This window comes from Lentzea sp. NPDC051213 (assembly GCF_044455585.1).
Lineage (GTDB): Bacteria > Actinomycetota > Actinomycetes > Mycobacteriales > Pseudonocardiaceae > Lentzea.
This window is the reverse complement of record NZ_JBITEX010000004.1, coordinates 443,891-470,504: the sequence shown is the minus strand read 5'-3', so window position 1 is coordinate 470,504 and position 26,614 is coordinate 443,891. Positions and strand designations below refer to the sequence as shown.

General features: G+C 67.8%; 31 protein-coding genes. 12 read left to right on the top strand and 19 right to left on the bottom strand.

Annotated elements, in window-relative coordinates:
- The first annotated feature begins 50 nt into the window (after positions 1-50).
- Positions 51-794, top strand: a complete 744-nt coding sequence (gene surE, locus ACIA8G_RS20470; protein ID WP_396420161.1) for a 5'/3'-nucleotidase SurE — start codon at positions 51-53, stop codon at positions 792-794.
- On the opposite strand, the gene ACIA8G_RS20465 is transcribed toward surE, so the two are convergent.
- The 7 genes from ACIA8G_RS20465 to ACIA8G_RS20435 all read right to left on the bottom strand — a co-directional run bounded on the left by ACIA8G_RS20465 (position 757) and on the right by ACIA8G_RS20435 (position 6,192).
- Positions 757-1,077: a hypothetical protein gene (locus tag ACIA8G_RS20465; protein ID WP_396420160.1), complete on the bottom strand. Its 321-nt coding sequence runs from the start codon at positions 1,075-1,077 to the stop codon at positions 757-759. The two genes, surE and ACIA8G_RS20465, sit on opposite strands and share 38 nt — an antisense overlap.
- A 17-nt stretch (positions 1,078-1,094) precedes the next feature.
- Positions 1,095-1,490, bottom strand: a complete 396-nt coding sequence (locus ACIA8G_RS20460; protein ID WP_396420159.1) for a DUF5313 family protein — start codon at positions 1,488-1,490, stop codon at positions 1,095-1,097.
- The gene (locus ACIA8G_RS20455) at positions 1,487-1,936 is read right to left on the bottom strand and encodes a MarR family winged helix-turn-helix transcriptional regulator (RefSeq protein WP_396420157.1); all 450 of its coding nucleotides are present in this window, start codon (positions 1,934-1,936) and stop codon (positions 1,487-1,489) included. The genes ACIA8G_RS20460 and ACIA8G_RS20455 overlap by 4 nt, the downstream gene beginning before the upstream one ends.
- Before the next feature lie 55 nt (positions 1,937-1,991).
- Positions 1,992-3,344: an FAD-binding oxidoreductase gene (locus ACIA8G_RS20450; RefSeq protein WP_396420156.1), complete on the bottom strand. Its 1,353-nt coding sequence runs from the start codon at positions 3,342-3,344 to the stop codon at positions 1,992-1,994.
- A gap of 69 nt (positions 3,345-3,413) precedes the next feature.
- Positions 3,414-4,490 carry a PLP-dependent aminotransferase family protein gene (locus ACIA8G_RS20445; protein ID WP_396420155.1) on the bottom strand — a complete coding sequence of 359 codons (1,077 nt, stop codon included), beginning with the start codon at positions 4,488-4,490 and terminating at the stop codon, positions 3,414-3,416.
- Positions 4,491-4,520: 30 nt separating this feature from the next.
- Positions 4,521-5,717, bottom strand: coding sequence for a PI-PLC domain-containing protein (locus ACIA8G_RS20440; protein ID WP_396420154.1), 1,197 nt, complete (start codon positions 5,715-5,717; stop codon positions 4,521-4,523).
- Between the two features lie 271 nt (positions 5,718-5,988).
- Positions 5,989-6,192 carry a cold-shock protein gene (locus tag ACIA8G_RS20435; RefSeq protein ID WP_396420153.1) on the bottom strand — a complete coding sequence of 68 codons (204 nt, stop codon included), beginning with the start codon at positions 6,190-6,192 and terminating at the stop codon, positions 5,989-5,991.
- 137 nt (positions 6,193-6,329) lie between these two features.
- Here ACIA8G_RS20435 and ACIA8G_RS20430 point away from each other — a divergent pair, with 137 nt between their 5' ends.
- From ACIA8G_RS20430 to ACIA8G_RS20405, 6 genes are all read left to right on the top strand, one after another.
- Positions 6,330-7,430, top strand: a complete 1,101-nt coding sequence (locus ACIA8G_RS20430; RefSeq protein ID WP_396420152.1) for an acyl-CoA dehydrogenase family protein — start codon at positions 6,330-6,332, stop codon at positions 7,428-7,430.
- Positions 7,430-8,431, top strand: coding sequence for a s-methyl-5-thioribose-1-phosphate isomerase (locus tag ACIA8G_RS20425; RefSeq protein WP_396420150.1), 1,002 nt, complete (start codon positions 7,430-7,432; stop codon positions 8,429-8,431). Before ACIA8G_RS20430 ends, ACIA8G_RS20425 begins: the two co-directional genes overlap by 1 nt.
- Entirely contained in the window at positions 8,428-9,084 is a 657-nt protein-coding gene (mtnC, locus tag ACIA8G_RS20420; protein WP_396420149.1) for an acireductone synthase, read from the top strand. Before ACIA8G_RS20425 ends, mtnC begins: the two co-directional genes overlap by 4 nt.
- Entirely contained in the window at positions 9,081-9,677 is a 597-nt protein-coding gene (gene mtnB / locus ACIA8G_RS20415) for a methylthioribulose 1-phosphate dehydratase (protein WP_396420148.1), read from the top strand. Before mtnC ends, mtnB begins: the two co-directional genes overlap by 4 nt.
- Entirely contained in the window at positions 9,674-10,246 is a 573-nt protein-coding gene (locus ACIA8G_RS20410) for a 1,2-dihydroxy-3-keto-5-methylthiopentene dioxygenase (RefSeq protein WP_396420147.1), read from the top strand. The genes mtnB and ACIA8G_RS20410 overlap by 4 nt, the downstream gene beginning before the upstream one ends.
- Positions 10,247-10,359: 113 nt before the next feature.
- Positions 10,360-11,037 (top strand): polysaccharide lyase family 7 protein, encoded by a 678-nt coding sequence (locus ACIA8G_RS20405; protein WP_396420146.1) that lies wholly within the window; start codon positions 10,360-10,362, stop codon positions 11,035-11,037.
- A gap of 41 nt (positions 11,038-11,078) precedes the next feature.
- Here ACIA8G_RS20405 and ACIA8G_RS20400 read toward each other — a convergent pair whose 3' ends face one another.
- A complete protein-coding gene (locus tag ACIA8G_RS20400; protein WP_396420145.1) occupies positions 11,079-11,567 on the bottom strand; it encodes a hypothetical protein in 489 nt (162 codons plus the stop codon).
- Positions 11,564-12,967 carry an MFS transporter gene (locus ACIA8G_RS20395; protein WP_396420144.1) on the bottom strand — a complete coding sequence of 468 codons (1,404 nt, stop codon included), beginning with the start codon at positions 12,965-12,967 and terminating at the stop codon, positions 11,564-11,566. The genes ACIA8G_RS20400 and ACIA8G_RS20395 overlap by 4 nt, the downstream gene beginning before the upstream one ends.
- A 72-nt stretch (positions 12,968-13,039) precedes the next feature.
- Between ACIA8G_RS20395 and ACIA8G_RS20390 the strand changes: the two genes are divergently transcribed.
- Entirely contained in the window at positions 13,040-13,975 is a 936-nt protein-coding gene (locus tag ACIA8G_RS20390; RefSeq protein ID WP_396420143.1) for an asparaginase domain-containing protein, read from the top strand.
- Between the two features lie 188 nt (positions 13,976-14,163).
- Here the strand turns inward: ACIA8G_RS20390 and ACIA8G_RS20385 are convergent, their stop codons facing one another.
- From ACIA8G_RS20385 to ACIA8G_RS20340, 10 genes are all read right to left on the bottom strand, one after another.
- Positions 14,164-15,363, bottom strand: coding sequence for a DUF222 domain-containing protein (locus ACIA8G_RS20385; RefSeq protein ID WP_396420142.1), 1,200 nt, complete (start codon positions 15,361-15,363; stop codon positions 14,164-14,166).
- A 328-nt stretch (positions 15,364-15,691) separates the two neighbouring features.
- Entirely contained in the window at positions 15,692-16,243 is a 552-nt protein-coding gene (locus tag ACIA8G_RS20380) for a hypothetical protein (protein ID WP_396420141.1), read from the bottom strand.
- A gap of 72 nt (positions 16,244-16,315) precedes the next feature.
- Complete coding sequence (locus tag ACIA8G_RS20375; protein WP_396420140.1) at positions 16,316-16,963, bottom strand: response regulator; 648 nt, start codon at positions 16,961-16,963, stop codon at positions 16,316-16,318.
- 38 nt (positions 16,964-17,001) lie between these two features.
- Positions 17,002-18,876, bottom strand: coding sequence for a sensor histidine kinase (locus tag ACIA8G_RS20370; protein WP_396420139.1), 1,875 nt, complete (start codon positions 18,874-18,876; stop codon positions 17,002-17,004).
- Entirely contained in the window at positions 18,855-19,079 is a 225-nt protein-coding gene (locus ACIA8G_RS20365) for a hypothetical protein (RefSeq protein WP_396420138.1), read from the bottom strand. Before ACIA8G_RS20365 ends, ACIA8G_RS20370 begins: the two co-directional genes overlap by 22 nt.
- 124 nt (positions 19,080-19,203) lie before the next feature.
- A complete protein-coding gene (locus tag ACIA8G_RS20360; RefSeq protein WP_396420137.1) occupies positions 19,204-20,193 on the bottom strand; it encodes a zinc-dependent alcohol dehydrogenase family protein in 990 nt (329 codons plus the stop codon).
- Positions 20,190-20,990 carry a carbohydrate ABC transporter permease gene (locus ACIA8G_RS20355; protein WP_396420136.1) on the bottom strand — a complete coding sequence of 267 codons (801 nt, stop codon included), beginning with the start codon at positions 20,988-20,990 and terminating at the stop codon, positions 20,190-20,192. The genes ACIA8G_RS20360 and ACIA8G_RS20355 overlap by 4 nt, the downstream gene beginning before the upstream one ends.
- Positions 20,987-21,916, bottom strand: a complete 930-nt coding sequence (locus ACIA8G_RS20350; RefSeq protein ID WP_396420135.1) for a carbohydrate ABC transporter permease — start codon at positions 21,914-21,916, stop codon at positions 20,987-20,989. The genes ACIA8G_RS20355 and ACIA8G_RS20350 overlap by 4 nt, the downstream gene beginning before the upstream one ends.
- Before the next feature lies 1 nt (position 21,917).
- Complete coding sequence (locus ACIA8G_RS20345; RefSeq protein WP_396420134.1) at positions 21,918-23,255, bottom strand: ABC transporter substrate-binding protein; 1,338 nt, start codon at positions 23,253-23,255, stop codon at positions 21,918-21,920.
- Positions 23,256-23,323: 68 nt separating this feature from the next.
- Positions 23,324-24,085, bottom strand: coding sequence for a DeoR/GlpR family DNA-binding transcription regulator (locus ACIA8G_RS20340; RefSeq protein WP_396420133.1), 762 nt, complete (start codon positions 24,083-24,085; stop codon positions 23,324-23,326).
- Between the two features lie 277 nt (positions 24,086-24,362).
- Here ACIA8G_RS20340 and ACIA8G_RS20335 point away from each other — a divergent pair, with 277 nt between their 5' ends.
- Genes ACIA8G_RS20335 through ACIA8G_RS20320 form a run of 4 tightly spaced genes read left to right on the top strand, consistent with a single transcriptional unit; the run spans position 24,363 to position 26,547 of the window.
- Complete coding sequence (locus tag ACIA8G_RS20335) at positions 24,363-24,839, top strand: DUF6346 domain-containing protein (RefSeq protein ID WP_396420132.1); 477 nt, start codon at positions 24,363-24,365, stop codon at positions 24,837-24,839.
- A complete protein-coding gene (locus tag ACIA8G_RS20330) occupies positions 24,840-25,301 on the top strand; it encodes a YbaB/EbfC family nucleoid-associated protein (protein WP_396420131.1) in 462 nt (153 codons plus the stop codon). It begins immediately after the preceding gene.
- A 5-nt stretch (positions 25,302-25,306) separates the two neighbouring features.
- On the top strand, positions 25,307-25,642 hold the full coding sequence (locus ACIA8G_RS20325; protein ID WP_396420130.1) for a type VII secretion target: 336 nt from the start codon (positions 25,307-25,309) through the stop codon (positions 25,640-25,642).
- Positions 25,639-26,547: a WXG100 family type VII secretion target gene (locus tag ACIA8G_RS20320; RefSeq protein ID WP_396420129.1), complete on the top strand. Its 909-nt coding sequence runs from the start codon at positions 25,639-25,641 to the stop codon at positions 26,545-26,547. Before ACIA8G_RS20325 ends, ACIA8G_RS20320 begins: the two co-directional genes overlap by 4 nt.
- Positions 26,548-26,614 lie beyond the last annotated feature (67 nt).

Genomic DNA, 26,614 nt, shown 5'->3' with positions numbered 1-26,614 from the left:
GCCGCGGGATCTCCCGCGGCCCACACGTCGTTTTGAGGGGGACGCGCGTCATGCGGGCACTGGTCACGAACGACGACGGCATCGACTCACCCGGCCTGGTAGCGCTGGCGCGTGCCGCCGTCGCGGTGGGGTGGGAGGTGCTGATCGCCGCACCGTCGACCGAGGCGAGCGGCACCGGCACCTCGCTGGCCTCCACCGCGGGCCGCGGCCCGATCCGCCTGGAGCGGCGGGAGCTGGACGGGTTCGAGGGGTTCGCCGTGCCCGCGCATCCCGGCCTGATCTCGTTCCTCGCGTGCCACGGAGGCTTCGGCGAGCGGCCGGACGTGGTGCTGTCCGGGGTGAACCTCGGCGCGAACGTCGGCACCGGAATCCTGCACTCCGGCACGGTCGGCGCCGCGCTGACGGCGGGCGTGCGAGGCGTGTCCGCGCTGGCGGTGTCGCTGGACGTCAAGTGGAACGGGGCCGCACCGTTGTGGGACAAGGCGACCGAGGTCGCGGCCGTAGTGCTGCCCACGCTGGCGGAGATGCCGGCCAGCACGGTGCTGAACCTGAACGTGCCCAACGGTGCCGTGAACGGGCTGGAGTGGGCGGACATCGCGGCCGTCAGCCCGATCCAGGTGCGGGTGGAGCGGATCGACGAGCTGGAGCTGAAGTTGTCGGCGTTCGACGCCGGCGTGGAACTGGTGGAGGGCACGGAGGTCGCGTTGCTGGCGCGGGGATGCGCGACGCTGACGCCGTTGCGGTCCGTGGGGCGCGCTACTTCTGATCTGCCTTCGCCGGTCTGGCCAGGGTGATGATCAGTCCGATCAGCGCGGTGCGGACCTCCAGGAACCCCTCGGTCGTGACGTCGTTGAGCCCGACGGCCACCCCGCCGAAGAAGAGCAGGAGCAGCAACCCGTACATGCGCGCCAGGTCGTGCCGCCACGCCATCGCGACCCCGAGCGCGCCGATGCCCACCTGGATGACGTGGTAGTCCGCGCTCAGGTTGAAGACGTCCAGCCAGGCGATCCCCAGCTGCAACAGCCCGGCGGTGAGGGTCAGCATCTGCGGCCTCGTGAACTCCAATTGATCGTTCAACAAGGCCATGGTTGGTCCTACCCTTCGGCTCGCCGCCAGACCGCCTCGTACTGCGCTTGTCGTTCGCGGTCCTGCGCGGCGTTTCGCTCCCGGCGGCCCTGAGTCGCCGATCCTCGTGGGTACCCGTACTTGGTGAGCCGGTAATCCACGCTTTCGGGCGCGTAGGACAACGCGAAGTACAGTCCTACAACGAAACCGAGCGCTCCGCACGCGATCGCGAGCGGCCACGGCGACCCGAGTCCGAACACGAGCGCCAGCACGATGATCGTGACCAGCGGCGTGACCTGCACGAGACTGCGGATCGTGAAGCGCACCAACCACTTCGGGCCCGTCACGTCGTTGTAGACGAAGTGCCTGTGTTCGTTTGGAACCCGACCACCCGCGTAGTACCAGAGCTTCAGCGCGGGGTTCATCTCGTGGCTTTCGCGATCACCTTGTGCAGCACCTCGTTCAGCTGCGCGAGCTCCTCGAACGTCATGTCCAGCTGCTCCACGACCTTGAAGGGGATCTTCAGCGCTTCCGTCCTGAGTTCCTGTCCTTTGCCTGTCAGAGTCAGGGCGAGCGCGCGTTCGTCGTTCTTGTCCCGCTGCCGCTCGACGTAGCCGATCGACTCCAGTCGCTTCAGCAGAGGGCTGAGCGTGCCGGGGTCGAGCTGCAGGACGTTGCTCAGGTCCTTGACGGTGCGCGGAGACCGCTCCCACAGGGCCAGCATCACCAGGTACTGGGGGTGCGTGAGGCCCAGCGGTTCCAGGATCGGGCGGTAGACCGCGATCACCGTCCTGCTGGCCACGGCCAGCGCGAAGCAGACCTGCCGCTCGAGCTCGAGCGGGTTCTCCGGAATACTTGGTGTACTAATCATTTGTGTACACAGTAACTCGCGGGCGTGCTCGGGTCCAGCAGGTGTGGTGCGTGGCTCAGGCGTGCGCAGGCAGCCGGACCACCTTCGTCGGGTTGAAGAGGCCGAGCGGGTCGAGCGCCTGCTTCACGGCTTGCTGCACCGCACTCACCTCAGGCCCGAGCTCGCGCTCCATGCCATCGCGCTTGAGCAACCCGACGCCGTGCTCGCCGGTGACCGTGCCACCGACCTCCAGCGCCGCCGTGATGATCTCCTCGAACGCGGCCTGAGCCGCCTCGCGTGCCTGGTCGTCGCCGGGCGGAGTGATCAGCAACGGGTGCAGGTTGCCGTCGCCGGCGTGGGCGATCGTGGCGATCTTCACCCCGTGCCGCGCGCCGATCTCCTCGATGCGAGCGAGCATCACGGGGATCTTCGACCGCGGCACGCACACGTCCTCGGTGAGCAGCGGCCCGAGCCGTTCCAGCGCGGGGTAGGTGAGTCTGCGCGCGGCGAACAGCGCCTCCGCCTCGGCCGAGTCGGTCGACTGCTCGGTCCACGCCGCACCCGCGTCGGTGAAGGCGGCGGCGAGCCCCTCCGCGTCGGCCTGCGTTTCGGCGCGGGCGAGCAGCATGGCCTCGGTGTCCGGCTCGATGCCGAGGTGCTTCCAGTCCTCGACCGCCTGCAGGCACGCGCGGTCGATCAACTCCAGCGCGGCGGGCTGCAGGCCGCGTCTGGTGCAGAGCGCCACGGCGTGCCCGGCGGTGACGAGATCGGGGAAAGCGCCGACGACCGTGCTCTGCGCGTTCGGTGCCGGGCGGAGCCGCAGGGTGATCTCGGTGATGACGCCGAGCGTGCCTTCGGAGCCGACCATCAGGCTGGTCAGGTCGTACCCCGCCACGCCCTTGGTCGTCCGCCTGCCGAGCCTGACCGCGGTGCCGTACTCGACGGGGCCGCCCATGACGACCTCGAGCCCGAGCACGTAGTCGCGCGTGACGCCGTACTTGAGGCAGCACAGCCCGCCCGCGTTCGTCGCGACGTTGCCGCCGATGGTCGACCACGGCGAGCTGGCCGGGTCCGGCGGATACCAGAGCTCGTGCGCCGCAACGGCTTTCTTCAGGTCGTCGTTGACCACGCCCGGCTGCACGACGGCGAGGAGGTTGTCCGTGTCGATCTCGACGACGCGGTTCATCCGGCTGAGGTCGAGCACGAGGCACCCGTCCACGGCGTTCGCGCCGCCGGACAGTCCGGTGCCCGCGCCTCTCGGCACTATGGGGATGCCGTGCTTCGCGCACTCCTCGACGGCGCGTTGCACGTCCGCTGTGGACTGGGGGCGGTAGGCGGCGATCGGCGTGCCCGTCGGTGCCCACTCGGCTTCGTCGTGGCTCAGGCCGGCGAGGGTGGCGGGGTCGGTGAGCAGTCCGGGAAGGTCCACGAGCCCCAAAGTAGCCAAAAGGGCTGTTACCACCGGGGATTCCGGCGGTAACAGCCCAGTTGTGCGTGACTAGAGCGCGCGGACCGCCGCGGCGAGGCGGGTGATGCCCTCGTCGATCTGCTCCGGCGTCACGCCAGAGAACGCGAGGCGGATGGCGTTGTCGCCGCCCTCCAGCAGGAAGTCGGAGCCCTTCACGAACTCGACGCCGTGCTCCTTGGCGACCGGGAACAGCTTCTCGATCGAGACGCCCGGCAGCTCGACCCACATGAAGTAGCCACCCTGCGGCGCGGTGAAGACGGCCTCCGGCAGCTCGCGCTGCAGCGCGGCGATGAGGGCGTCCTTGCGGGCGCGCAGCGCGGTGCGGACGTTGACCACCGACTCGTCGAGGCGGCCGGAGCGGCAGTACGAGTTCACGATCGACTGCGCCACCATGTTCGGCGAGATGTACGTGGTGGTCGCGATGTCCTGGACCTTCTTGATGATCGCCTTCGGGCCGACCAGGTAGCCGCAGCGGATGCCGGGCGCCATGGTCTTCGAGAACGACGACGCGTAGACGACCTTGTCGGCCTTGTCCTGCGACAGCATCGTCGGCAGCGGCTCGCCCTCGAAGCGGACCTTGATGTACGGGTCGTCCTCGAACAGCACGAAGTCGTACTTCGCCGCGAGGTCGAGCAGCCGCGCGCGCTTCGCCTCGGACAGCGTGTAGCCGGCCGGGTTGTGGAAGTTCGGGATGATGTGCGCGAGCGACGGGCGCACGCCGCTCTCCAGCAGCTGCTCGAGCGAGTCGACGTTGATGCCGTCGGTCTCCAGCTCGATGGCGTGGATCTTGGCGCCGCGCTGGCGCAGGTTCAGCAGCGTGCGGTCGTAGGTCGGCGCCTCGACCACCACGTCGTCGCCCGGCTGGACGAGCAGCTCGAACAGGAACGCGTCCGCCTGCATCGAGCCGTTGGTGACGAGCACCTGCTCCGGCTCGACACCGTGCTGCTCCGCGAGCCACGCGCGCAACGGCACGTAGCCCACGCTCGTGCCGTACGCGAACGTGCCGCCGGGGTCGGTCGTGAAGGCCTGTTGCGCCGCTTCGCGCAGACCCTCCTGGTCGATGATGTCGAGAGAGGGCGCTCCGCGCGTGAACAGGATCGAGGCCATGCGCGGAGCGTACAACTCCCACAATTTGGGCTACGGCCTATATACGTATGAGTTCAGCAGCGTGACCGTCGCCTGCGTGTTGCCCAGGTGGTAGAGGTCGACCGAGAGGTAGTTCGGCTTCTTCCTGGCCGCGGGCTGGCAGAACTGCTGCGCCCGGTTGGCGAGCTTGCCGTTGTCCGACGTCGCCGTGCCGGTGAACGGCACGTCCCGGAAGTGGTTCATGACGAACAACGGCTGGAAGCTTCCCGTGGCGGTCAGCGGTTTTTCATCCCATCGGCTGTAGCACGACCAGTCGGAGGCGCCCAGTCCCGAACCCATCGACCAGTGGTTCTCGACCGTCCAGTCCTTTTGGTACAGCACGCCGGAGTCCTCGCGGCCGTCTTTGCCGTGGTCGGTGAAGATCAGCAACCGCTTGTTGCTCGCCTGCATCTGGCTGCGCGTGGGCCAGCCGTTCTGCTGGACGCCTTCGGCCCGGTACAGCAGGTCGCCGAGCCCCTGCACCTTGCGCAGTTCGGCGCGCAGCACGTCCGCGGACACGTAGTCCTCCAGGAAGACCGTGATGATCTCACTCCGGTTGCCGCGGAGAAAATCCACGATCCGCTGGATGTCGACGTTGAGCGCCACCGGCTTGCTCACCAGCGTGCAGCTGTTGTGGCACAGGATCGCGCCGTCCGGGGTCTGGTGGATGTCCAGCATGAAGCCCCGCACGCCATCGTTCAGCTGCTGCACGATGCCGCGCGTCTGGTTCTTGGCGAGATTGATGAACGGCGGCGCGAACCCGCCGTCCACGCCGTTCGCGTAGGCGTTGTGGGTGGTCAGGAACGTCATCTGGTCGAGCCGCGGATCCGCCGGCATCGGCTCGGTCCGGTTGCCGACGGGCGTCAGGTACCAGCGGGACTCGCCGCCGAGCGTGAAGAACTCCCATTGATCACCGAACTGAATCGGGTTGTGGGACGTATCCCCCTGTGAGCACGGCGCCATGGCCAGCGTCCTGCTGATGCACTGACCGGGCGAGTCGACGTTCTCGAACCTCCCGTCCTGGAGCTTCCACTGCTGGTGGTCCTCGTTGCCTTTGGGGCGGTGCAGGGCGAGTCCAGTGCCGCTCTGGGCGATGTTGAGGCCGGTCCGGACACTGGTGACGTAGTACGTGCCCGCGGGAGCCGCGTTCGCGGTGGTGGGCACCAGGGGAAGTAGCAGCAGGGCTGCGACGGCAGGGAGGTATCGCACGGTGACCAGAGTCACCCACTTGAGTGAAACATGAAACGTCCTCGGCAGTTTGGACGTTTAACACTGTGGGTATCCAAGACATCGTCGAAGTCCTCTAAGCAAGTACAACTCCAGGCAGCCGTCGCCCAACCGAAGGGTTCGGGCCGGTCTTGAGCGCCGCCTTCACAAGCCGCGCAGGGTTCGACTCCCTCGGTTGCCACCGATTCCACGAACGCTGTCCGGGCACGAAAGAGGCCCGCCCGGCACACCGGGCGGGCCCAGAAGAGCTCAATCAGATGGCGCGGACAGCCTGCGCCTGCGGCCCCTTCTGACCCTGGCCGATCTCGAACTCCACGCGCTGCTGCTCCTCGAGCGAGCGGAAGCCGTTGCCCGTGATCTGCGAGTAGTGCACGAAGACGTCCGGTCCACCGCCGTCCTGCGCGATGAATCCGAAGCCCTTCTCGCCGTTGAACCACTTAACGGTGCCCTGCGCCATACCGATTGCTCCCTAGAGTCGTATCCCCCGCCCAGCGGGGTGCGCGCAGTCTGCCAGCGGACGGTCTCTCTCACATCCTGGTTAGCCCGGTGGTGTTACGAAGTAAATTGGCGCTGGTACCACCGAGAGGAGCAGGGATGACGAACTGGCTGGACGTCGCGCACGAGGTCGCGGCGACGCTCAGGTCCGACGCGGCGGACAGGGACCGGGCCAACCAGCCACCCACCAAGGAGGTCGAACTGCTCCGGCAGAGCGGTCTGCTCAACGTCGACGACTGGGCGGCTCAGCAGAGGATCACCAGGATCGTCGGGGCCGCGGACGCCAACGTCGGCCACCTCCTCGGGTACCACTACCTGCAGGTCTGGCGCAGCGACCTGTTCGACGTCCCGTTTCGCCGAAGCCAAGACCAGTTCTGGGCCGGCGTCAGCAACCCGCTCGACGCGGCGCTCGAACTGACGCCCGCCGACGGCGGATTCGTGCTCAACGGCCGCAAGACCTTCGCCACCGGGGCGAGCGTCGCCGACCGCATCGTGGTCAGCGCGACCCGCACGGACAACGGAGAGAAGCTCACTTTCCTGCTCGACGGCAAGGCACCGGGAATCACCTACCTGGACGACTGGGACAACATCGGGCAGCGCCTCACCGCGTCCGGCGGGGTCGCGTTCGTGGACGTCGAGGTGACCGAGATCCTCGGGGTGCAGCCGGCGAACGAGGACCCGCGGCTGAGCCTCGCCGCGATCGGTTTCCAGCTCGTGCTCGCCCAGCTCTACGTGGCCATCGCCGAAGGCGCCCTCCAGGAGGCCGCCGACTACACCCGCACGAAGACCCGCCCGTGGTTCGTCAGCGGGGTCGATGCCGCCACCGACGACCCGTACATCGTCGCCGCGTACGGCGAGATGGTCGCCCAGACCAGGGCCGCCGGGCTGCTCGCGGACGAGGCGGGGCGCCAGCTCCACGAAGCGACCGAACTGGGCCGGCACCTCAACCAGGCCAAGCGCGCCGAGGTCGCCGTCGCGATCTCCGCGGCCAAGGTCGTCAGCACCAAGCTCGTCAACGAGGTCACCAGCCGCATCTTCGAGCAGGTCGGCGCACGCGGCACGGCGGCCAAGTACGCCGTGGATCGCTTCTGGCGCAACGCACGCACGCTCACGCTGCACGACCCGGTGGTCTACAAGGCCCGCGAGGTCGGTGAGCACTTCCTGACCGGCGCCCGCCCCGCCTACACCGGGTACAGCTGATGCAGCCGGTGCTCGCCGACTCGGTGAGGCTCACCGACGACGGCGTGCTGATCCTCGATCGCCGCTCGTTCCCGTTCGAGCGGAACTGGGTGCTGTGCCGGACGGCCGGGGACGTCGCGCGGGCCATCGAGGAGATGATCACCCAGTCCTCCGGCCCGTACTTCGCGGTCCTGTACGGCATGGTGCTCAAGGCCAGAACCCTGGAGCACCTCCCGTTCGCCGACGCCCGCGCGCAGTTGGCCGAGACCGCCCGCACCCTCGAAAGCACCCGGCGCACCAACAACGCCCTGCGCAAGGCCACCAAGATCGTCCTCGACGCGGTCGACGAAGCGCAGGACATCCGCAACGCCTTGCACGGCGCGCTGGAAGGTGACGCCAGGTACCGCGCCAAGAGTCAGGCGCTCGGCGAGCACACGGCGAACCTGCTGGCCGACCAGGCCACGGTCCTCACCCATTGCTGGGCCGACCTCTACCTCACCGAAACGGTCAGGGCGGCGCAGAAGCAGCACAAGCGGCTCAGGTTCTTCTGCACCGAGACCAGGCCCTACCTGCAGGGAGCACGGCTCACCGCCGAGACGTTGATCGAGATGGGCGTCGACACCACGCTGATCACGGACGGCATGGGCGCGGCCGTGCTGCAGAGCGGCGAGATCGACGCGTTGGTCACGGCGGCCGATCGGGTCACCATGGACGGGCACGTCGTCAACAAGGTCGGCACACTGGGGCTGGCCGTGGCGGCGCACGCGTTCGGCGTACCGTTCCACGCCCAGGTGCAGGCGCCGGACCTCCTTGCTCCGACGACGGATCAGGTGGAGATCGAGTACCGCGACGGGGCCGAGGTGCTGCAGGTGCTCGGCAGACCGAGCGCGACACCCAGGGCGAAAGGGCTGTACCCGGCGTTCGACGTGACGCCGCCGAGGTTCGTCACGGACGTGGTGACGGACAGAGGGGTGTTCGGCACCGGGGAGCTGGACGAGTACTACGAGGGAGCACAGCGGTGACCAGGTGGATCGTCCTCGACATCGAGGGCACGCTGAGCGCGACGGACCAGGTGCTGGTCGTGCTGTACGACTACGCCCGGCCGAGGCTCGGGCCGTGGATCGACGAGCACGGTGACGACCCGGTGGTCGCGGACGCGGTGAAGCAGATCAAGGAACTCAGCGGACACGACGACGTCGTGAAGGCGCTGCACGACTGGATGGACTCGGACCAGAAGGTCACGCCGCTCAAGACGTTGCAGGGCCTGATCTGGCAGCAGGGCTACGCGCAGGGCGATCTCACCGCGGAGTTCTTCCCGGACGTCGTCCCGGCGATCCGCAAGTGGCACGACGACGGCGTGAAGCTCGCGATCTTCTCGTCCGGCTCGGTCGCCGGACAGATCGCGTTCTTCCGGCACACCACCGACGGCGACCTGACCCCGTTGCTGGAGCACCACTTCGACACGGTCAACGCCGGCCCGAAGCGCGAGGCCGCGTCGTACCACAAGATCGCGGAGACCCTGAAGTCCGACGACATCACGTTCTACAGCGACGTTCCCGCCGAGCTGCACGCCGCGCAGGAGGCGGGCTGGAAGACGGTCGGCGTCGCGCGCGCCGGTGAGCCGTACGGCAACGCCGACTTCACGCCGCACCCGACGGTCTGGGAGCTCTCGTGACGGCGGAGCTCGCCAGGGAGTGCGCCCGCTACGCCGCGATGGGCTGGATGCGCGGCACGAGCGGCAACCTCTCCGTTGTCCTGCAACGGGATCCGCTCCGGCTCGCGGTCACGGTCAGCGGCGTCGACAAGGGTGAGATCACCGCGCAGGACAGCGTGGTGATCGACTCCGAGGGCCGCGCGGTCGACAGCGACAAGGTCCCGTCCGCCGAAGCCGGTCTGCACGGCCGGATCGCGAAGGTCGCGGGCGCCGGAGCCGTCGTGCACGTCCACGCGCTGGCGCCGGTCGTCGCGGCCGAGCACTGGCCGGACGGCGTGGTCCTCCAGGACCTCGAAATGCTCAAGGGCTTCGGCCGGTACGACCACGAAGAGGTCGTGATCCCGGTCGTGAAGAACTCGCAGGACATGCTCGAACTGGGCGACGCCTTCGAAAAGGGCTTCGATCCCAAGGTTCCGGCGTTGGTGGTGGCCCGGCACGGCGTGTACGTGTGGGGCGACGACCTGATCCAGGCCAGGCACCGGCTGGAATGCCTGGAGTGGTTGCTGCGCTTCAAGGTGGAGACACGGGACATCTTTACGGGGAGGCACTCATGACGCTGCTGACGGTGTGGCCGGAGTCCGGCCCCGACGAGGTCCTGGTTCGCACGGAGGACCCGGTGGAGATCGCCACCGAGCTCAAGGAACACGGCGTGCGATTCCACCGCTGGTCCGTTGTGGACGGTGTGACCGCCGAGAACGCGTTGCAGAGCTACGAAAAGGAAGTCGGCCGCGTCAGCGAGACGGAGGGGTACACCTACGTCGACGCGATGGAGATGACTCCGGCGGACACCGACGAATACCGCGCGAAGGCCGTCGAGTTCCGCAACAAGTTCCTCGCCGAGCACACCCACGACGACGACGAGGACCGCTACTTCGCCCGTGGCGCAGGCGTTTTCTACCTGCACATCGGCGCGAAGGTCTACGGCGTGTTCTGCGAAGCCGGCGACCTGCTCAGTGTCCCGGCGAACACCACGCACTGGTTCGACATGGGGACCACGCCGGATTACGTGTCCATCCGGTTCTTCCACGACGACGACGGCTGGATCGGCAACTTCACCGGAAGCGACATCGCGACGAGGTTCCCGACCTTCGACGAGCTTCAGGCGGGCCGTTCAAATACGTGAAAAGTTCAGCTACCTGAACATTGTTCCGGAAACTGAACAAAGCATTGATTCCCTCCGTCCTCGCACCTCACAGTAGTGGCCTAGACCACTTATCGAGGTCGGAGGGATTCAACGTGGAAACCCCTGCACTCCACACGCGCCGCTCCATGCTGGGCCTGGCGCTCACCGCACCCCTGGTCGTGGCTTCGGCTGGTCAGGCCCTGGCCCAGCCGCCGTCCGCGCAGTGGGTGTCGGCCCCGTACAGCTACACCGTCCAGAAGCCGTGGAACCTCGCCCAGAGCGCCAGGTACAGCTTCACCGGCGGCGTCCACACCATGTGGGTCTACGACTACGACGAGCCGCACACCCAGGGCAGCCCGACGGACCCGCGCACCGAACTGCGGTTCAACACCGAGTACACGAGCGGCCAGCGCGCCTGGCAGGGCGAGATCTACGTCCCGAGCGGCGTCAGCGGTCCCACGATCGTGCAGATCTTGCGGGAGACGCGCCCGGCCGGCACCCGTGCCACCGACATCATGCTCAACGTCACCAACATCAACGGTGGCACGCTCCGCAAGGACAGCAACCAGGTCATCGCGACCGGGATCTACAACAAGTGGTTCACCATCCGCATCGAGCACACCGCGGTCGCGAACGGCACCGGCACGACGCGGACCTACTACAACGGCTCGCTCAAGCTGACCCACGCCGACGAGGGCCCGGCGAACCGCTACTTCAAGAACGGCGTCTACCACCACGGCAGCGGCCGCGCGGAGGCCCGCTTCCGCAACATCACCTACTGGCGCCAGTGATCGGCTGAGGACCACGGCGCTGGCCGCAGTGTCCAGCGCCGTCAGTCGATGGCGGCGACGACCAGGGTGAGCAAGGCGGGCCCGATGAGGACGTGTTCCTCGTACTCCCACAGGACCCCGCCCCAGTCGTGCAGGGCGTCGTCGCCGAGGTCGCGGAGCCGGTAGACCCGCTCGGCGGCGCGCAACGGCTGGAACACCTCGCGTTCCAGGTCGGCGCTCACCGTCTCGGGCGGGTCTTTCTCCTGTCGCGCCCAAGCCCGCAGCCGGGACTCCGCGGTGTCACCACCGACGAGGTCGAAGACTGCGGGCGTGACGCGGTCCCGCCAGTACGGGCCGTGCCGCGTGGGGTCGTCGCCGGGGTCACCGCCGGCGTAGTTGTTCCCGTACAGCTCGTGCTCGATCAACGCGGCGAGCGCGGAACTGTCGTCAGCAACGGCAGGAATCCGGAAGCGGGTGATGTGGACCCACCGGTAGGTGCCGTTGGAGAAGTTGACGAAGGTGGTCCCGGCGTGGGCGAGCTGGTGCGTCATCGTGAGGGAATGGAATCACGCTCGTCGGTGTCCTCGGCGTCCACGTCGTAGCCGACGGGTTCCCAGCGGATCAGCAGCAGCGCCAGCAATCCGAGCGCGGGCGCCGCCGCGATCACCCAGAACACCCCGGTGCCGAGCGCCGAAGCCAGGATCGGGAACAGGAACAACGACAGCGTCGACCCGATCCGCAGCACGCCCTGGTTGAAGCCGACACCGACACCGCGCAGCGACGTGGGGTAGCTCAGCGACGCGAACGTCATGTAGTGCGCGCCCGGCCCCCACGCCTGCGCGAACAGGAAGGCGCCCAGGGACAACAGCGCGGCCAGTGCCAACGCCCCGGTGGGCTTGCCGATCACCGCCAGCGTCACCAGGGACGCGAGCTGCACGGCGAACCCGAGCACGGTCATCCGCCACGCACCCTTGCGGGCCCAGCGAATCCCCAGCAGGCCACCCGTGACGGCGAACCCGAGGTTCAGCACCAAGGAAGCCGTGATCGTGGTCGTCGGCCCCTGCGCCAGGAACGACGCGATGATCACCGGCAACCCGTACGCGACAGCGTTGTAGGCGAACGTCTGCGCCAACGCCACCGCGAGAGCAAGCGTGGTCCGCAGCCGGTACCGAGCGTTGAACAACGGCCGGAACGACCCACGCGGCTTCTCCGCGACGACCGTCGGCGAGGCGGCGACCGCGTCCACCCCGTACGACTCACGCAGAATCCGGGCCGCGCCTTCAAGATCGCCCTGCGACGCCGCCCACGACGGCGACTCGTTCATGTACTTCTTGCGCACCAGCAGGATCGCGATCGCCGGCACCGCGCCGAACCCGACCGTGAACCGCCACAGGTGCTCGTGCGGCACGACCTGGTAGAGCCCCAGGATGATCAGGTAGCAGGCGGAAGTGGCGGCGAACCACGCCGGAGCCCACGCCGCGGTCCGCGACGCCTTGCTGCCGCGCCCGGTCAGCCGCGAGAACTCGGCGAGGAACGCCATCGCGACCGGCAGGTCCATCCCGACACCGATGCCCATCAGGAACCGGAACAGCACGAGCACGTACTCGTTCGGCGCCAGCGCACAGCCGATAGCCGCGACCACGAAGAACAGCATGTCCGCCATGAACACCCGGTAGCGGCCGATCCGGTCGACCAGCACGCCACCGAACAACGCCCCCACGACCGCGCCGACCATGATCGAGGCGTTCACGATCCCGGCCCACACCGGCGACAACCCGAACTGCGCGGTGATGTCCCGCATGCCGTAGGCGAGTGAGCTGAAGTCGTACGCGTCGAGGAAGATCCCGCCGAGCGCGAGGAACACGATCACACGAGCGTTGCTGCCGCGCGCCGCACCGGAGTTGACCAGCGCGTTCACGTCTGCGGCAGAGCGGATGACAACGTTGGACACCCGCCAATGCTCACGGGTCGGTCCATCGGGCACAAATCGTTCCGGAGACTGGGACACCCCTATGGTGAGTGCATGGAATCACGTGTGGCGGTGGCCTCGCTCGGCGGCACGATCACGATGACGGGCACCGGGGGAGTAGCGCCGACGCTGGGCGCGAAAGACCTGGTCCAGGACCTGGAAGTGGGGGAGATCGCCACCCTGGCGACCGTCCCCGGCGCCTCGCTGACCTTCGCCACGCTCCTCGACACCTTCGACTGGGCCAACAAACAGGTCTCCGAAGGCGCCGCCGGGGTCGTGATCATCCAGGGCACCGACACCCTGGAAGAGACCGCGTACTTCTTCGACTGCCTGTGGCCTCACGAGGAGCCTGTCGTCGTCACCGGCGCGATGCGCCACCCCGGCCTGCCAGGCGCGGACGGCCCGGCCAACCTGGCCGCCGCCGTGGCCACGGCCGGCGCGCAGAACTCCCGCGGCCGCGGCGCACTCCTGGTGCTGAACGACGAGATCCACGCCGCCCGCTGGGTCCGCAAGGCGCACAGCAGCCTGCCGAGCGCCTTCGAGTCGTTCCCCGGCCCGCTGGGCCTGGTCACCGAGGGCACCCCGCAGTACTTCCACCCCGCGCACCAGCTCCCGGCGTTGCCCCGACCAGCCGACGTGCCAACGGTTCCGCTGATCGAGGCCACTTTGGACGATGACGGCGCCCTGCTCGACTGGCTCAACGTAGGCGGAGTGGTAGTCGCGGCCGCGGGCGTGGGCCACGTGTCGGCGGGCATGGCCGAGGCGATCTCCCGCGCGCGGTTCCCGATCGTAGTCGCGACGCGGACCGGCGCGGGCACCACGTTCCGCAACACTTACGGCTTCACCGGGTCCGAGTCGGACCTGATCAAGCGCGGCGCGGTGATGGCCGGGTGGTTGTGCCCGCGCAAGGCACGCGTGCTGCTGCGGCTCGCTCTCGGATCTGGTCAATCGGTCGAGCAGGTGTTCGCGGTCCGCGGCAGCACGTTCTAGGTGTCTTGACCCCGCAAGGTTGCTGATGCGGCTCATTGGCGGCTGTCCTCCAGGTGCGGTGTGGGCACGGCGCGACGTTGGTCTTGGTGCGCCGAGGTGAGTGATGCGGTCGGCCGGACCTCTGGGCGAGTCCGGCCCCACCTTCGAGCTTGTCGCGGCGAACCGATCGGTGGCGTTGGCGCGCGCGATCATGCGGCGTGGAGCTGGTTTCGTCGTGGTTTTCGTTGGGGGTCGATGAAGGCGGGCGGCCGGAACATCGGTACTCCGCCGATCATTTGGACTTGCCAGTCGGAGTGGTGGAGCAGGTCGTGGTGTCTGCGGCAGAGGAGTACGAGGTTTTTGACGTTGGTCTCGCCTCCTTCGGCCCACGACTTGATGTGGTGTGCTTCGCAGTGGCTGGGTGGTCTGGTGCAGCCGGGGTGGGCGCAGCCTCTGTCTCTGGCGACGAGGATGCGGCGTAGTCCGGCGTTGATGGCTCTGGTTTTGCGGCCGACGTCGTGGATCTGGGAGCGGGAGCCGAGCAGCATCGGGATGACGCCGGCGTCGCAGGCGATCTTGCGGACCTGCCGCATCGGGAGGCGTTCGCCGTTGTCGAGCCGGGCGGCGCCGATGCCTTTGCGGAGTTCGTCGTAGTTGACGGTGACGGTGAGCTGGACGCGTTCGCCGCCGTGGCAGTGCTTGCGGAAGCCGGGGTGCCGTTCGGCGCGCAGGGCGAGGTCGACGACGTCGCAGAACGCGTCGCCTTCCCGTTCCGGCGCGAACCGCAGATCCTCGGGTTCGGGTTTGGCCAGCGGGTCGATCAACGCGTCCAGCTTCGCCCCGGTCTCCGCATCGAGATCGGCGAACAACTGATACCGGCCGCCCTGCCACTTCCGCCGCAGCACGTTGCGCGGCTGCACCGGCTCCGGCTCCTTGGGCTCGGGCCCGTCTTGGTCGAGCCGGTAGGCCAGCTCTTTGCAGAATGCCTTGGCTGAGCGGGGTTCGTGCTGCCGCGCGTACTCCACGACGTGTTCTTCGGCTGCTTTGGGCAGTCCGGCCATGGCTTCGGCAAGCACGTCGACGTGGTCTTCGGACAGTTCGCCCGCCGCCATCGCAGCCGCAACACCCGGTAGTGCTGGCTCGATTTTCGAACCGGTGGGCGTGACGGTCGGACAGAGCGCCTGGGCTTGCTTGAGTTTGCGGCGGGTGGTCTTCGGATCCCAGCGAAGCACATGCTTGAAGACTTCGACGAGATCCTTGTACCCCAACGTTTCTGCCGCGCCCTGCTGATCGAGCGCACCGACGATCGTGAGCACCTGATGCTGGAGTTGTTGCAGCGCACGGACTTTCCGCTTGAGCTCGTCGAGGAGCTCAAGCGGAGAAGCAAGCCCCAACGCCGTCACTGTCATGCGTCCATCATGGCATGAACACGTGTTCGAATTCTATTGCACGATCGGGTGAAACCCCAGGTCAGACGGTATATGGCGCCGTGCGCACAGTTCTCTCTAGACAACGCAACACGCACCTATGAACCACGCACGCACCAGACGCCAACGCACGCCACGGGACCACGCCCCGCAACCACCTACGCAGGCTGACCACGGAAATTCGTTCCGGGACACGCCCGACGAAGGAGGGCATGTGCCGGGTCGGCGAAAGGCGAAGCCGTGCCGCCCCTACGCAACCGGAGCCCGCCAACGAAACCCGACCACCCGCCAACGCAATCCGGCCGCCAGCTCAGCTGGACCGGCTGATCGCAACCGACGTGTTGGCAGTCTGAACAGACACCCGCACACTCTGCGGCGCAAGCGACTGCAGGTACTGCGCATGATCCGGCCCGATCGACTCGCTGAACGCGATGAACCCCAGCCGCGGCAGGTCGAACGCGGTGGTGGCGCAGAAGTCCTCCAGCCGGTCGAACCCACGCCGGATACCTGTGGCGTCCAGTCCGAACGCGGCGTGCCGGTCGAGCTTCGCGGCACCGATGTCGAGCAGGTGCAAGGCGTGCAGGGCGTGCGTGAAAGCCATCGCGCACACCTCGATGCGCGTGCACGAGACCAGCAGCGTCCGCACCATCGACGGGTGCAGTGACTTGCCGGACGTGCGCAGCACGATGCCGATACCGGCCCGGCGGAACAGTTCGACGATCTCGAACAGCCCAGGCACGCCGAGGGGCTCCCCTCCCCCCAGCGTGACGGTGTCCGGGCGCATCGAGATGAGCGCGTTGGTGATGTGCAGCATGCGTTCGTGGCTGAGCCGCGCGTGTGCGACGTCCCAGGTGATGTCCATCTGGCCCCCTTCGGCGGATGACGCCGATCCCACCGGGGGACGTGTCCCTTCGTCAGGTGACCGTTGTCCCGATCAGGTGGGACTTCCGAGGCCGGCCTCGCGGGCGCGGACGATGGCCTGCGCGCGATCCGCGACCTGGAGCTTCGTGAAGATCGCGGACACCCGGTTGCGCACGGTCTTGCTCGACAGGCTCAGCCGGTGCGCGATCGAGGTGTTGTCCAACCCTGTTGCCATCAGCTCCAGCACGTCCCGTTCCCGGTCGGTGAGCTGCGGGAACGCGACCGCCTTCGACGAGGAGATCGCGGTGAAGTAGCCCATCATGCGTTGCGCGATGGTGGCGCTGAAGATCGCCTCGCCGGCGCCGATCGCCTGCACCGCACGCACGATCTCGTCGTCGTCCGTGGTCTTCACGAGGTAGCCGCGTGCTCCGGCGCGCATCGCGGCGAACACCAGCTCGTCGTCCTCGTGCATGGTCAGCACCAGAACCCCGACACCGGGCAACGCGTCCAGGATCCGCTTGGCGGCCTCCACGCCACCCAGTCCCGGCATGTGCAGGTCGAGCACGACGACGTCCGGCGCGACCTCCAGCGTCACGGCCACGGCTGCCGCTCCGTCCGCGGCCTCGCCGACCACGTCGAGCCCGTCCTCGCCGTCCAGCAACGCTTTGAGCCCGCGCCGGAACACCGGGTGGTCGTCCGCGATCACGACCCGCGTAACCACACTCGATGTCCCAGCACTCGACGGCCCTGCGCTCGCTGTCACTGCGCCTCCAGCGGAATCCGCGCCACCACCCGCGTTCCGCGAGGTTCGGCGGGTTCCACTGTGCACGATCCGCCCAGCTCCGCGCACCGTTCGCGCATCGAGTCGAGCCCGACACCGGGTTTGGCGTCGGCCGCGACCCCGTTCCCGTCGTCGACGACCTCCACGACCAGGTCACCGTCGGTCCTGACGATGATCAGGCAGGTGGAGGCGCCGGAGTGGCGGGCGGCGTTGGTCAGCGCCTCCGCGACGATCCGGTACGCCGCGACCTCGACGGCCGCAGACAGTCCGTCGATCTCCTCGGCCTCCACCCGGACGGTCAGCTCCCCGTTGAACCGCGCGGCTTCGTCCCGCACGGCCAGGGCCAGCCCCTGGTCGAGGATCGGCGGCCGCAGTCCGTCCACGAGCAGGCGCACCTCGCCCGCGGTCGAGTCGACGTCGGCGAGCACCGGGTCCAAAGCCTCACCGAACGATCGCCGCAACGCCCTGAGCTGCAAGCGAATCCCGACCAGAGCCGGGCCGACGCCGTCGTGCAGGTCGCGCCGCAACCGCAGCCGTTCCTCTTCTCGCGCACGCACCAGCCGTTCACGGGCGAGCTGCAGATCGGCGGTCAGCTTGATCGACTGCGCGGCCGGCGCGGTGGAGCGGGCGAGGTCCACGAGCAGGCTCAGCTCGCGGTCACTCAGCCGTTCGTCGGGCGCACGCGGCTCGACGACCAGTTCGCCGACCGGAGAACCACGGTACGTCATGGGAAATCGCAACAACGGCCACCCGCGGCTGCGTCCGTGCTCGGCCAGCACCGACCCACCGCGGATCGCCACGTAGGGCAGCTTCAACGACTCCGCGACCGTGGCGGCCACGGTCGGCAGCACGTCCTGTGCCCGTTCGAGTTTCTCGCTCAAAGTCGACAAAGCGGCATGGGGATCCGCCCGCGCGCCGAAGAGCCACCGGTCGAGCCTGCGCTGCACCCAGCTGCGGATCGGCGCGAACACCAGTCCCGCCGCCACGACCCCGAGCACCTCGGCGTCGCCGGAGAACAGCCCGCTCGCCCCGAGCATCACGCCCAGGTAGACGAGCAGCAGCACCACTGTGAGCGTGCCGTAGAGCAACGACCGGTGGATGAGCAGGCTGATGTCGTACAACCCGTACCGCAGGATCGCGATCACCGCGGCGGCGGGAAACGCCAGCACGCCGACGATCCACGCGACGTGCCCGTCCGTCGTCTCCACCACGGTCGCCGCGACGGCGAGGGCCAGCAGCCCGACCGCCCACACGAGCAGCCGGCGTTCGTCGCCCTGCGCCCGCCGCCACCGCAGGATCAACGACACCACGGCCGCGATCACCGCGGCTCCGGCCGCGATCACGGCGATCAGCGTGAGCGTCTTGGCGAGCCCGCCGCCACGGGTCTGCCAGAAGCCGACGGGGTTTCCCCACGACGCCCAGGCGATCCCGACCGCGCCGAGCACCGCGCTGAACAGACTGGCTCCGATGGCGATCCACCACCGGTTGCTCAAGGGCTTGCCGTTCGGGAAGACCAGTGCCACCGCGGGCAGCAACGCGTACGTCGGCCACCAGACCCACGCTTCGACCCAGCGGGCCGGATGATCGGCGGGCTGCCCGGCGACCGCGACGGCGACCGCGCCGAACACGCCCATCACCAGCAGCAACCACCCGACGGCCGACCTGCGGACGTGGCCGATCACCCGCACGCCGAGCAGCGTGCAGGCGAACGCGACCAGCCAGTTCCGCGGATGCGAAACCGTGCTGGTGACCGCTGTGTGCACGACGGCGAAGAGCACACACGCGGCCACCAGCACGCTGATGACCCGGGCGAGGACGACCTCGGCCCGGGTCAGCCGTTGAGCCAGTGCCACAGGTTGTGGAACGGCGAACCGTCGTCGAGCGTGCCGATGCTTCCCGGCCAGCCCTGGAACGTCATGATCCGGTGGCGCAACTCCTCCACGGTCATCGGCTTGCCGGCCTCGTGGCCGTGGTCGAAATCGACGTCCCCAGGCGGCGCGTTCATAGCGCGCGCCTGCAGCTCCGCGTACCAGGCGAGGAGCTCTTCGTCGGACATGTGCGAAAAGTACGGCGGTACTACCTTCTGCCCGGACTTCGACATGTCAGGAAGGAGTGGCCGGGATCAGGCCAGATACACGGGTGGCCCCGATCGCTGGGACGATCGGGGCCACGCACGTTGCTCAGGGTAGAACTTGGATCTTGCGACCCTGGCCCGCCTTGAACTGGTCGAGCGCACCGGCGTAGTCGGCCAGCGGCACCCGGTCACTGATGAAGATCTCCGGGTCGAGCACTCCGGTGGCGAAGAGGTCCGCCGCCCGTTCGAACGAGTGCAGCACCGCCATCGAGCCGGTGATGGTGATCTCCTGGTTGTAGATCTTGTACGGCTCGATGGTGACCCGCGCCGAGTAGTCCGAGACGCCGAACTGCAGGAACGTGCCGCCCTTGGCGACCCGCGCGAGGCCGTCCTGGATGGCCTTCTCGTTGCCGGTGGCGTCGATGACGACGTCCCAGCCCTCCGGCCGGTCCAGCTCGTCGGCCGAGGACCCCACGCCGGTGACGCCGAGCTGCACCGCGGTCTTCAGCCGGTCGGCGTTCAGATCCACGACCTCGATCGACGACGCCCCGGTGAGCTTGCCGAGCTGCAGCATCATCAGCCCCATCGTGCCGGAACCGTAGATCAGCACCCGCGAGGCCATCTGCGATCGCAGCACGTCGTACCCGCGCACCGCGCACGACAACGGCTCGATCAACGCCGCGTCCTCGGTCCGCACGTGGTCGGGCAGCTTCACGCAGTTCGCCACCGGTGCGACCGCGAACTCCGCCGCGCCACCGGCCGTGGTGACGCCGATGGCTGCCCACCGCTCGCAGAGGTTGTTGCGCCCGGCCCGGCAGTACCGGCACTCGTGGCAGTAGAGGGACGGGTCCACGGCCACCCGGTCACCGATGCGCAACTCGGTGACCGCGGACCCGATCTCGACCACCACCCCGGCGAACTCGTGCCCTGGCACGACGGGCAAGGTGGGAGCGAACTCGCCCTGCAGGATGTGCAGGTCCGTCCCGCACAACCCGCAGGCCGCCACGTCGACGACGACCTCGCGCGGTCCGCACGAAGGATCGTCCACAGTGGTCACTTCGACGGACCCGACGCCGGTGATCACTGCTGCTTTCACTTGACTGCTCCCAACGACAGGCCCTGGACCAGCTTGTCCTGGGCGGCGAACCCGGCGATGAGCACCGGCAGAGAAACCACGACAGCCGCGGCACAGACCTTGGCCAGGAACAGACCCTGAGACGTGACGAAACCGGTCAGGTACACCGGTGCGGTACCGGCGACGACACCGGTCAGGACCCGCGCGAACAGCAGCTCGTTCCAGCTGAAGATGAAGCAGATCAACGCCGTCGCCGCGATGCCGGGCATCGCGATGGGCGCGACCACCCGGCGCAGGATCGTGATGAGGCCCGCGCCGTCGATCGAGGCCGCTTCCAGGATCTCCTTGGGCACTTCGGACAGGAACGATCGCATCAGCCACACCGCGATCGGCAGGTTCATCGAGCAGTAGAGCAGCGTGAGGAACGAGATGTTGTCGAGCATCCCGGCGAACTGCGCGATCAGGTAGATCGGCAGCAACGCCGCGACGACCGGCATCATCTTGGTGGACAGGAAGAAGAACAGGACGTCGGTCCACTTCTCCACCGGCTTGATCGACAACGCGTACGCGGCCGGGATGGCCAGCAGCAGCACGATGATCGTCGAGCCGATCGAGGCGCTGAACGAGTTGATCAGCGGTGGCCACGCGCCCGCGTCGAAGAACTCCGCGTAGCCGTCGAAGGTCAGCGGCGCCGCGAGCGACGGCGGGTTCGTGGCCGCGTCCGACTCGCTGTGCAGCGAGGTCAGGAACATCCAGGCGACCGGCGCGAAGAACACGATGCCGGCGAACCAGGCGAGCACACCCCAAATCCTGGTCATCGCGCCTCCTCCTTGAACAGCGACGACACCACGCGCAGCGCGAAGGTCGCGATGAGGATCGAGCCCGCCACCACGATCACGCCGGCCGCGGACGCCTCGCCGTACTCGTGGGCCTGGTAGAAGGTCTGGTAGATCATGTACGGCAGGTTCGCCGTGCCCAGACCGCCCGACGTGATGGTGAAGACCGCGTCGAAGTTCTGCACGATGTAGATCGAGCCGAGCAGACCGCCGAGCTCCAGGTACTGCCGCAGGTGCGGGAACGTCAGGTAGCGGAAGATCTGGAACGACGAGGCGCCGTCGATCGTGGCGGCCTCGACCGGTTCGATCGGCTTGCTCTGCAACCCCGCGAGCAGGATCAGCATCATGAACGGCGTCCACTGCCACACCAGCGACAGCACCACGGCGCTCATCGGCATCGTGCTGATCCAGTCCGGCTGGGCGTTGAACCCCAGCCAGTTCAGGATGCCGTTGAACAGGCCGTACTCCGGGTTGTAGAGCACGTGCTTCCAGATCAGCGCCGCCGCGACGGGCACGACGAGGAACGGCGCGATCAGCATCGTCCTGACGAACCCGCGGCCCCGGAACTTCTTGTCCAGCAACAGCGCCAGCCCGAGCCCGAGGACCAGGCTGATCAGCACCACGGACGCGGTCAGCACGATCGTGTTCACAATGGACGATCGCAGGTCGGGATCGGTGAACACGTTGACGTAGTTGTCGAACCCGGCGAACCCGCGGTTGGCCGGGTCGAGCGAGTTCCACTTCATGAACGAGATGACCAGCGTCGCCACGAAAGGCAGCTGCGTCACGATGATCAGGAAGATGAGCGCGGGCAGCAAGGGCGCCCGCCTCGCCCACTTCGGGTACTTGTTGCGGGGGACGGGAGGCGGCCGGTCCACAGCCGGCCGCTCCCGCGTCAGAACCGCCATATCACTGCCCCTTGTACTTCTGCGCGACCTTTTCCGCGAGTCCCTGTGCGTTGTTCAGCGCGTCGTCGACCGACACCGCGCCCGCGATGGCCGAGCTGATCTGCTGCGACACCTGCGTGCCGAGGTCGGTGAACTCCGGGATGCCGACGAACTGGATTCCCGGTGCCGGCCGCGGCTGCACGCCGGGGTTCAGCGGCTTCGCGCCCTTGATCGCGGCCTCGGCCTGCGCGGAGAACGAGCCGGAGGACTGCTTGTACTCGGCGCGCTGGTAGGTCGAGGAACGCTTGCCGTCCGGCACCTTCGCCCAGCCGAGGTTCTTGCCGACCAGTTCCTCGTAGCCCTTGCCGGACGCCCACGAGATGAACTTCCAGGCCGCGTCCTGCTTCTTCGACGCCTTCTGGATGCCGAACGCCCAGGTGTAGAGCCAGCCTGAGGTCTCGGTCTTCACCACGGGTGCCTGCGCGAACCCGAGCTTGCCCTTGATCGGCGAGTCGTCGGCCTCCAGCAGGCCGGCGGCGACCGTGGCGTCGTACCACATCGCGACCTTGCCCTGCGTCATGTTGTTCAGGCACTCGGCGAACCCGGCCTGCGGAGCGCCCGCCTCGCCGTAGTTGCGCACGAGGTCGACGTAGAACTTGGTGGCCTCCTTGAACTCCGGCGCGTTCAGCTGCGCCTGCCAGTCCTTGGTGAACCACGTGCCGCCGTAGGTGTTCACGACCGTCGTCAGCGGCGCCATCACCTGGCCCCAGCCCGGCTGGCCGCGCAGGCAGATGCCGCGCATCTCGGGGGAGGAGACCTTCTGCGCGGCCTCGGCGACCTGCTGCCAGGTCGGCTTCTCCGGCAGCGTGACGCCCTTGGCGTCGAGAACGTCCTTGCGGTACATCAGGAACGACGACTCGCCGTAGAACGGCTGCGCGTAGACCTTGCCGTCCGCGGCCGTCAGCGACTGCTTGATCGGCTCCAGGAGGTCGGCCTGGTCGAACGCGCTGTCCTTGGCGACGAAGTCGTCCATCGGTGCGAGCCAGCCGTTCTTGGCGTACATCGGCGTCTCGTAGTTGGAGATCGTCGCGACGTCGTACTGCCCGGCCTGGCTGGAGAAGTCCTGGCTGATCTTGTCGCGGACGTCGTTCTCCGGCAGCACGGTGAAGTTCACCTTGATACCGGTGTCCTTGGTGAAGTTGTCGGCGGTGAGCTTCTGCAGGTCCTGCATCTGCGGGTTGTTCACCATCAGCACGTTCACCGAGTTGGTGTCACTGCCCCCACCACCTCCCGCGCCTGAGCAGGCGGAGGCCAGTAGCAACACAGCGGTGGCGGCGCCGAGTGTGCGAATCGACGACATCGTCGGTTCCTTTCCGGGGGAATTTCGGGCGCGTTGAAGACACCTGACGTGCGCCCAGGTGGGGGTTCTCAGGCTCTGACGACTTTGGGACCGAGCAGGGAGTAGCGGTGGGCCTCGTGGGCGGACAGGCCGGAGTCCGTCACGATCGCCTCCAGATCGGCGACCTCGGCGAACCGGTTGAAGCTCGACACACCGAACTTCGTGTGCGTTCCGACGAAGATCTTCCGCCGGGACACGCTGAGCGCCTTGGCCTTCACCGCGCCGACTGCAGGATCGGGCGTGGTCAGGCCGTGCTCGCGGGAGATGCCGTTGGCACCGATGTAGGCCAGGTCGATCACCATCTCGCCGAGCATCCTGGTCGTCCAGTGGTCCACCGTGGCCAGTGTGTGGCCGCGGACCCGGCCGCCCAGCAGGAGAACCACGCACGACGGGTGTTCCGACATCGCCGCTGCGGTCGGCAGCGAGGCGGTGATGATCGTGAGCGGGTTGGAGGTGGGCAACGCCTCGGCGACGAGCTGCGGTGTGAAGCCCTCGTCGATGAACACGGTCTCGGCGTCGTCGATCCGTTCGGCGGCGGCCTTCGCGATCCGCCGCTTCTCCGGCACGTGCGAGCCGGCGCGGAACCGCAGTCCGGTCTCGAAGCCGGCACTCTCGACCGGGATCGCGCCGCCGTGCGTGCGCCGCACCAGGCCGTGCTCGTCGAGCACCCGCAGGTCGCGCCGGACGGTTTCGGGTGCGACGGTCAGTTCCTGCGCCATCTCCACCACGTCGACGCGGCCATCGGCGCGCGCCCTGGCCAGGATGCGCCGCTTGCGTTCTTCAGCTCGCATGTCACCTGCCCATTCGGCTTCCGGGTTGCCCGTTCGGGCCGTGTCTAGATGAAACACCCTCGAAACATTGTGGTCGCCGCCACAACTGAGTGAAATCCTGCCCGATTTTTGCCCGGTTCGCCGTGTGTGACGCACCGTTCACGCTGTTCGACCAGACTGGGCACGCCCGAACCGCCCTGTCCGTGTGCCCGGATGGCGGCCAGATGGCTGCTGAATTCGGTGGAACCGGACGGAGCGGTACGAAGTCAAACAGGAAGTCGACGAGGGGAACCACTACATGAAGTGGGTCGCGGGTGTGTTCGCGCTGGCGATCTTGGGCGGCGGCTGCTTGCTGGGGATGACCGGCTTCACGAAGTTCGATCCCACCGCCGGGACGAACAGCAGGCCCGTCACGGACCGGGGTGTTGCACGCGTGGCCGACTGCACGAGCAGAGGACCGGTCAGCGTGCACGGCTTCGGCACCTGGTGGATCTGCCAGGCCGACGTCGAGTGGGAGAGCGGGAGGCGGACGCGGGTGACGGCCGAGCCAGGGCAGCTCACCCCGGACGACGAGGAAGTACCGGTGGTGCAGCGGGGCGCGGGCAAGGTCCGCAACGGGCCCGACAACCCGCCGGTGTACCGCGCCGATTTCGAACCGAGCGTGGTGCTGGGTCTCGGCTCGGCACTCGGTGGTATGGGGATTGGCGGAATCGGGGCGCTGGCCGTTCTCGGCACGGTGGCTTCCCGCCGCAAGAAAGCACAGGAGAGGGAGTAGATGAATCCGGCAGCAGCTGATCCCGACGCGATGATGCGTCAGTGGAACGAGCAGATCCAGGCCAAGCTCAAGCAGGCCGACGAGATGAAACAGGTCGCGAACGCGGTCAAGGTGACCCAGCGTTCCTCTGACGGTTCGGTGTCCGTCACGGTCGACCAGAACGGTGTCGTCTCGGCACTGGATCTGACTGACGCGGCGTTGCGCAAGCAGCCCGCGCAGCTGTCCGCCGAGATCCTCGGTGCCATGCGCACCGCCCAGGCACAGATCGCGGCGAAGATGCAGGAGGTCATGGCGCCGATCATCGGCGGCGACTCCGAGACCATGGGCGCGCTGATGGGCGGCTACCACGAGCGCTTCCCGGAGCCCGAGCCAGCTGACCCCGCTCCGCGCAGGCCCGCCGGTCCTTCTGACGACGACGACTTCGGCGGGCACAACTTCGCCCGCGACAACAAGGGCTGGTGATCTCCGTGACCGGTTCGTTCAACGTCCACACCCAGGCGATGCGTGAGCACGCCAAGCGGCTGGACGGAATCGTGAAGCAGATCGAGACGGCGCAGCAGGCCATCGGGCAGGCGCGGATCAACGGCGCCAACGCTTACGGCATCCTCTGCAGCCCGCTGCTGGATCCGATCATGGGCACGGTCGAGTCCGCGGGCCAGCTCGCCATCGCGACCTCCAAGGGTGTCGTCGACGCCACTGTGGACGGTGTCAACGGCATGGCCGACGTCTACGACGCCGCCGACCAGGCCATCGAGGGCAACCTCAAGAAGATCATCGAGAAGCTGGGGGAGCTGACGTCATGACCGCACCGAACCCGTTGGTGGCCAACGGCCCCGGTCCCACCCCCTTCACGGCGGGTATCAACCTGATCGAGCCCGCAGCGGACGCGGTGGCCGCGGTCCAGCGGGGTGACTGGGCGGAGGCGGGCATCAACGTTCTCGGCGCGGGCATCGACGCGCTGGGATTCCTCACGGACCCGTTCGGCACGCTGCTGTCGTCGGCGTTCTCGTGGTTCATCGAGCACGTCGAACCGTTGACGTCGATGCTCAACTCGCTCGCCGGCAACCCCGGTGTGATCAACCAGAACGCCGCGACCTGGGGCAACGTGGCTGATCACCTGAAGAAGGCCGGCGAGGAGATGGCGCGCGTCGTCGACGCCGACACCGCTCAGTGGCAGGGTGCCGCGATCGCCGCGTACACACCGGTGGCGAAGCTGGAAGCGCAGGGAGTCAAGGCCGCGGGTATCGCGGCCGAGGGCGTCGGCGCCGCGTTGACCGGTGCCGGAGTCGCCGTCGCGACGGTGCGCACGATCGTGCGCGACCTGATCTCGATGGCGATGAGCGAGCTCGTGCAGGCCCTGATCCGGTGGGCGGCGGCCGCGCTGCTGACCGTCGGACTCGCGACGCCGGGCATCATCGCCGACGGCATCCGGCTCATCATGAAGTGGGCCAAGAAGGTCTCGGACTGGCTCGACAAGATCATCAAGACGATCCGCGGGCTGTCCAAGGTCATCGACACGATCTTCAAGACGCTCGACAAGATCAAGGACGTGCTGAAGGGCGTCATGCCGAAGGCGTCGGGGCCGTTCACGGAGATGTTCGAGAACATCGCGACCGGTGCGGTGAACACGACGGCGACCGGTGTCGTGAAGAACCTGCCGACCGAGGCCGCCAAGGTAGATGACACCCCCTACGCCACCCGCCCGTGAATGCCATGAGGGTGACCTTCATGGACCTCAGGTCCATGAAGGTCACCCTCATGACTTTGATCAAGGG

Excerpts from the sequence above, each read along its gene's own strand:
- ACIA8G_RS20365 (WP_396420138.1), bottom strand. The coding sequence starts at position 19,079 with ATGTCCGACGAAGAGCTCCTCGCCTGGTACGCGGAGCTGCAGGCGCGC.
- ACIA8G_RS20400 (WP_396420145.1), bottom strand. The coding sequence starts at position 11,567 with ATGACGCACCAGCTCGCCCACGCCGGGACCACCTTCGTCAACTTCTCC.
- ACIA8G_RS20355 (WP_396420136.1), bottom strand. The coding sequence starts at position 20,990 with ATGACCAGGATTTGGGGTGTGCTCGCCTGGTTCGCCGGCATCGTGTTC.
- ACIA8G_RS20345 (WP_396420134.1), bottom strand. The coding sequence starts at position 23,255 with ATGTCGTCGATTCGCACACTCGGCGCCGCCACCGCTGTGTTGCTACTG.
- ACIA8G_RS20435 (WP_396420153.1), bottom strand. The coding sequence starts at position 6,192 with ATGGCGCAGGGCACCGTTAAGTGGTTCAACGGCGAGAAGGGCTTCGGA.
- ACIA8G_RS20425 (WP_396420150.1), top strand. The coding sequence starts at position 7,430 with ATGCAGCCGGTGCTCGCCGACTCGGTGAGGCTCACCGACGACGGCGTG.
- ACIA8G_RS20430 (WP_396420152.1), top strand. The coding sequence starts at position 6,330 with ATGACGAACTGGCTGGACGTCGCGCACGAGGTCGCGGCGACGCTCAGG.
- ACIA8G_RS20330 (WP_396420131.1), top strand. The coding sequence starts at position 24,840 with ATGAATCCGGCAGCAGCTGATCCCGACGCGATGATGCGTCAGTGGAAC.
- ACIA8G_RS20340 (WP_396420133.1), bottom strand. The coding sequence starts at position 24,085 with ATGCGAGCTGAAGAACGCAAGCGGCGCATCCTGGCCAGGGCGCGCGCC.
- ACIA8G_RS20380 (WP_396420141.1), bottom strand. The coding sequence starts at position 16,243 with ATGGACATCACCTGGGACGTCGCACACGCGCGGCTCAGCCACGAACGC.
- ACIA8G_RS20320 (WP_396420129.1), top strand. The coding sequence starts at position 25,639 with ATGACCGCACCGAACCCGTTGGTGGCCAACGGCCCCGGTCCCACCCCC.
- ACIA8G_RS20445 (WP_396420155.1), bottom strand. The coding sequence starts at position 4,490 with ATGGCCTCGATCCTGTTCACGCGCGGAGCGCCCTCTCTCGACATCATC.
- ACIA8G_RS20455 (WP_396420157.1), bottom strand. The coding sequence starts at position 1,936 with ATGATTAGTACACCAAGTATTCCGGAGAACCCGCTCGAGCTCGAGCGG.
- ACIA8G_RS20350 (WP_396420135.1), bottom strand. The coding sequence starts at position 21,916 with ATGGCGGTTCTGACGCGGGAGCGGCCGGCTGTGGACCGGCCGCCTCCC.
- ACIA8G_RS20385 (WP_396420142.1), bottom strand. The coding sequence starts at position 15,363 with ATGACAGTGACGGCGTTGGGGCTTGCTTCTCCGCTTGAGCTCCTCGAC.
- ACIA8G_RS20390 (WP_396420143.1), top strand. The coding sequence starts at position 13,040 with ATGGAATCACGTGTGGCGGTGGCCTCGCTCGGCGGCACGATCACGATG.
- ACIA8G_RS20410 (WP_396420147.1), top strand. The coding sequence starts at position 9,674 with ATGACGCTGCTGACGGTGTGGCCGGAGTCCGGCCCCGACGAGGTCCTG.
- ACIA8G_RS20335 (WP_396420132.1), top strand. The coding sequence starts at position 24,363 with ATGAAGTGGGTCGCGGGTGTGTTCGCGCTGGCGATCTTGGGCGGCGGC.
- surE (WP_396420161.1), top strand. The coding sequence starts at position 51 with ATGCGGGCACTGGTCACGAACGACGACGGCATCGACTCACCCGGCCTG.
- ACIA8G_RS20460 (WP_396420159.1), bottom strand. The coding sequence starts at position 1,490 with ATGAACCCCGCGCTGAAGCTCTGGTACTACGCGGGTGGTCGGGTTCCA.